This is a genomic window from Gryllotalpicola sp. CP2-P1, assembly GCF_057512245.1.
Map to the genome: position 1 here is coordinate 1 of NZ_JBLRDT010000198.1, position 4,670 is coordinate 4,670.

5 protein-coding genes are annotated in these 4,670 nt (G+C 70.7%); 4 read left to right on the forward strand and 1 reads right to left on the reverse strand.

Translation table 11 applies throughout. The annotated features are described in order from the left end of the window. A partial coding sequence (locus ACM2XV_RS12580; RefSeq protein ID WP_487027167.1) for a 2-oxo acid dehydrogenase subunit E2 occupies window positions 1-895 on the forward strand: 895 nt, incomplete at its 5' end. On the opposite strand, the gene ACM2XV_RS12585 is transcribed toward ACM2XV_RS12580, so the two are convergent. Further along, the gene (locus ACM2XV_RS12585; protein ID WP_487027168.1) at window positions 892-2,130 is read right to left on the reverse strand and encodes a hypothetical protein; all 1,239 of its coding nucleotides are present in this window, start codon (window positions 2,128-2,130) and stop codon (window positions 892-894) included. The two genes, ACM2XV_RS12580 and ACM2XV_RS12585, sit on opposite strands and share 4 nt — an antisense overlap. 155 nt (window positions 2,131-2,285) lie before the next feature. Between ACM2XV_RS12585 and lipB the strand changes: the two genes are divergently transcribed. The 3 genes from lipB to ACM2XV_RS12600 all read left to right on the forward strand — a co-directional run. Continuing rightward, on the forward strand, window positions 2,286-2,978 hold the full coding sequence (lipB, locus tag ACM2XV_RS12590; RefSeq protein ID WP_487027169.1) for a lipoyl(octanoyl) transferase LipB: 693 nt from the start codon (window positions 2,286-2,288) through the stop codon (window positions 2,976-2,978). After that, on the forward strand, window positions 2,975-3,943 hold the full coding sequence (gene lipA / locus ACM2XV_RS12595) for a lipoyl synthase (protein ID WP_487027170.1): 969 nt from the start codon (window positions 2,975-2,977) through the stop codon (window positions 3,941-3,943). Before lipB ends, lipA begins: the two co-directional genes overlap by 4 nt. Before the next feature lie 23 nt (window positions 3,944-3,966). Continuing rightward, on the forward strand, window positions 3,967-4,670 hold a 704-nt coding region (locus tag ACM2XV_RS12600; RefSeq protein WP_487027171.1), incomplete at its 3' end, for a DUF4191 domain-containing protein.

The following is a 4,670-nucleotide window of genomic DNA, read 5'->3' on the forward strand; positions in this document are numbered from 1 at the left end:
CCGATCTGTGACGCCGATCGTGCGCAAGATCGCCAGCGAGCAGGGTGTCGACCTGGGCTCGGTCACGGGCACCGGCGTCGGCGGCCGCATCCGCAAGGAGGACGTGCTCAACGCCGCCTCCGGCGCGGGCGCGGCAGCGCCCGCTGCTCCCGCGGCTCCGGCACCCCTCGAGGTCTCGCCGCTGCGCGGCACCTCGGTGCAGGCATCCCGCCTCACCAAGGTCATGTCGCAGCGTGCCGTCGAGTCGATGCAGCAGACCGCCCAGCTGACGACTGTCGTGAAGGTCGACGTCACCAAGGTCGCGGCTCTGCGCGACAGGGTGAAGGCCGACTTCCAGGCGAAGACCGGCAACAAGTTGTCCTTCCTGCCCTTCTTCGCGAAGGCGGCGCTCGAGGCCCTGCAGGTCTACCCGATCATCAACTCCACCTTCGACGGCGAGACGATCAACTACCCGGCTACCGAGAACCTGGCGATCGCGGTCGACACCGAACGCGGCCTGCTCACGCCGGTCATCAAGGACGCCAGCTCTCTCGACATCGCGGGCCTGGCCGCGCAGATCGCCGATCTCGCCGGGCGCACGCGTGAGAACAAGCTGAAGCCCGACGAGCTGGCCGGGGGCACCTTCACCCTGACCAACACCGGGTCGCGCGGCGCTCTGTTCGACACGCCGGTCGTCTTCCTGCCCCAGTCGGCGATCCTCGGCACGGGCATCGTCGTCAAGGAGCCGACGGTGATCAAGGCCGACGGCCAGGACGTCATCGCGATCCGCTCGATCGTGTACCTCGCTCTGTCGTACGACCACCGCACGATCGCCGGCGCCGACGCGGCGCGCTACCTCGGCGCGGTCAAGGCGCGCCTCGAAGAGGCGGCGTTCGAGGGCGACCTCGGCATCTAGTTCTCATAGAGCTGTCTCAGCCTCCAACCGGCCTCGGTCCTCATCAGCAGGGCCGAGGCCGGTTGCGTCTTGCGGTCGCTCGGCGTGAGAGCGATGAGCGCAGAGTCGCCCGAGCGCTCGAGAAGCGACGGGGCGAGCCCCGCGAGCGGGCGCGCAGGCCGCGACAGATCGGATGCCTGACCGTCGGCGACGTCGGCGAGACACCCCGCCTGCTCGCGGGCGCTCAGCGTGAGGCAGTGGTCTCTTCGGGCGAGCAGCACGGGGGTGGCAGCGACGGGGTCGTCCGCCTGAAGCTCGGGGTCCGCAGAGGGGGTCGGGGACGCGGTCACGGCGGCGCTCTCGTCGGCGGTCGCGCTCGGCGTCCCCGGCGTCGCCGTTGGCGCGCTGCGCGTTGACGCGCCGTCGGGAAGCAGGACGACGGCAGCGCACGTCAGCGCGGCCGCCGCGCCGCAGGCGATGACGAGAAGCCGCGCCCTTCCGTGCAGTCGGGCGAGCAGCGCGCCGGCGCGCTTCCGCACGTCCGCGACGGGCCCGGCGAGCAGAGCCGCCGGCCCTGCGTCGAACGCCTCGAGGAGCACCGAGCTGCTCGGGCGGCGGTGCGCCGCACTGTGCCGCCGCACGGTGAGCGGCGACGCTGCGCGCTCGGCGGGCCCTGCCACCTCGAGCCGCACTGGCTCCGGCTCGGCGAGATCGAACAGCGCCTCTTCCAGCCGATCGACACTCTGCTCGCTCTCGCCCGCGGTGAGCGTCGCAAGCGCCAGCCCGAGGCCCACGTGCGCGGGCCCGAGCGCCCCGGCCGCGCGGCCGTGCGCGATGAGCCCGAGCCGGTCGGCGAGGGCCGCGAGTTCGCGCCAATCGTTCGCCATGCCCTGGGCGCCCGCCAGCACCGTCTCGTTCAGACGGTCGAGGCCGAGCACGACCGGGCGGCCGTCGCCGGCGAAGCGCAAAGTGTCTTCTGCGAGCGACACGCCGCAATAGCCCGCCGCATGCAGCGCAGCGACCGCGCGAGCGGCGCCGATGACGGTGGTCACCGCCTCGCCGGGTGACAGACGGCGGCGCCCGGCGAGGAGCGCGCCGAGCGTCGGCCCCGTCACCTCCTCGAGGAGGAGCTCGTGCCGCTCCCCCAGCACCGTCACATCGAGCACGCGGGGCAGGTGCTCGCTCGAGGCGGCGAGGAGCGCCGCCGCGCGGCGCCCGAACGAGGTCGCCGAGAGCTCGGCGGTGGCATCCGTCATACCCTCGATCCTGATGGGGCCGACAAGCGCACCGCCGAGCCGCACCCCGCAGAAGTGGACAGCTGCGCCGCCCCGTGCCCTGTGCTGGCCAAGATCGCGCGGCGACATAGGGTGTAACCACAACTTCAGAACACCGACGACGGGAAATCCTTCGAATGATCGAGTACCGCGTCACGGGACTAAGCGCCAATTCCGTGCCGTATCTCGAAGCCCTCGAACTGCAGCGTGAGACCCACGCGGCCGTGGTTCGCGGGTCGGCGCCCGACACCCTGCTGCTCCTCGAGCACCCTTCCGTCTTCACGGCGGGCAAACGCACAGAGGCCTCCGAGCGGCCCACCGACGGCACCCCGGTGATCGACGTCGATCGCGGCGGGAAGATCACCTGGCACGGGCCGGGTCAGCTCGTCGGCTACCCCATCATGCGGCTCGCCGAGCCTGTCGACGTCGTCGCCTTCGTGCGCCGGCTCGAGCAGATGATGATCGACGTCATCGCCGAGTTCGGCGTCGAGGGGCACCGCGTCGAGGGCCGTAGCGGTGTCTGGGTGAGCCAGACCACCGACGCCGGCGAACCGGCTCCGGACGCCAAGATCGGCGCCATCGGTCTGCGGGTCGCCGAGGGTGTCACGATGCACGGCTTCGCCCTCAACTGCTCGAACAGCCTCGACGCGTACGAGCAGATCGTCGCCTGCGGCATCCGCGATGCCGGCGTCACGACGATCACGCGCGAGCTCGCGCGCCGCGGCGAGGCGCGCGTCGTCGACCCCGAGGCGGTCGTTCCCGTGCTCACCCGTGTCTTCGACCGCGTGTTCGCCGCGGCGCACGAGCCCGGGGCGGCGGTGCTGGCATGACGATCACAAACATCTCCAACGGCGGCGGCCCGGCCCATGACACGACGGGTCGCAAACTGCTGCGGCTCGAAGTGCGCAACGCGCAGACGCCGATCGAGAAGAAGCCCGACTGGATCAAGACGCGGGCGAAGATGGGGCCCGAGTACCGCCAGTTGCAGAACCTCGTCACCACCGAGCAGCTGCACACGGTCTGCCAGGAGGCCGGGTGCCCGAACATCTTCGAGTGCTGGGAGGACCGCGAGGCGACCTTCCTCATCGGCGGGTCCGCGTGCACGCGCCGGTGCGACTTCTGCCAGATCGACACCGGCAAGCCCGCGGACTACGACCGCGACGAGCCGCGCCGGGTCGCTGAGTCCATCGCGCAGATGGAGCTGCGGTACGCGACCGTCACGGGTGTCGCACGCGACGACCTCGACGACGAGGGGGCTTGGCTCTACGCCGAGACCATCCGCGAGATCCACCGTCAGGCGCCCGGCGTCGGCGTCGAGATCCTCGTGCCCGACTTCTCGGGGAATCCCCAGCACCTGAACGAGGTCTTCAGCGCGTGCCCCGAGGTGTTCGCGCACAACGTCGAGACGGTGCCGCGCATCTTCAAGCGCATTCGGCCAGCCTTCCGCTACGAGCGCTCACTCGACGTGCTGACGCAGGCCAAGCGCGCCGGCATGATCACGAAGTCGAACCTCATCCTCGGCATGGGTGAGGAGCCCGACGAGGTGCTGCACGCCCTCGAGGACCTCCACAACGCGGGTACCGATCTGATCACGATCACCCAGTACCTGCGGCCGAGCCCTCGCCATCTGCCGGTGGCGCGCTGGGTGCGCCCTGAAGAGTTCGTCGACTTCGAGCAGGCCGCGCGCGAGATCGGATTCCTGGGCGTCATGTCCGGGCCGCTGGTGCGCTCCTCGTACCGCGCCGGGCGGCTCTGGGCACAGGCCCGCGACGCCCTCGCTCAGCGGATTGCATGAGCTGGTTCAGGTAATCTCTAGGCATGGCACGAACTAGCTCCGCCGCCCCCACAGCGAGCGCCGAACCGGGCCGCCTGCGGCAGATGTGGGACGTCTTCAAGATGACCCGCAAGTACGACAAGCAGGCTCTGCCGCTGATGATCGGCGGCTTCCTGCTGCCCGTCGTCGTCGGCGTCGTCCTCGCGCTCGTGCTCTCCACCGGCATCATCTCGACGGTGCTCTGGATCGTCGCCGGCGTGCTTGGCGGCGTGCTGCTCGCCACCGTCATCCTCGGCCGTCGTGCCGAGGGCGCGGCGTACTCGCAGATCAGCGGCCAGCCCGGCGCAGTGGGCGCCGTGCTGCGCTCGTCTCTCAAGCGCGGCTGGCGCGGAAGCGAGATGCCGGTCGCGGTCAACAGCAAGACGCGCGACGCCGTCTATCGCGCCGTCGGACGCGGCGGCGTCGTGCTCATCAGCGAGGGGCCCAAGTCGCGCACCGGGCGGATGCTTGAGGAGGAGCGCCGCAAGATCAACCGCACCGTGCCGAACGTCGCGGTCACCACGATCAACGTCGGCCCCGACGATGACGCCGTGCCGCTGCGGAAGGTCGCCTCGACGCTCACCAAGATCAAGCCGACGCTGACGAAGACCGAGGTGCAGGCGGTCGACAACCGGCTGTCGTCGCTGCAGGCGCCGCTGCCTATCCCGAAGGGTGTCGACCCGAACCGCGTGCGCGCGCCGCGTCAGCC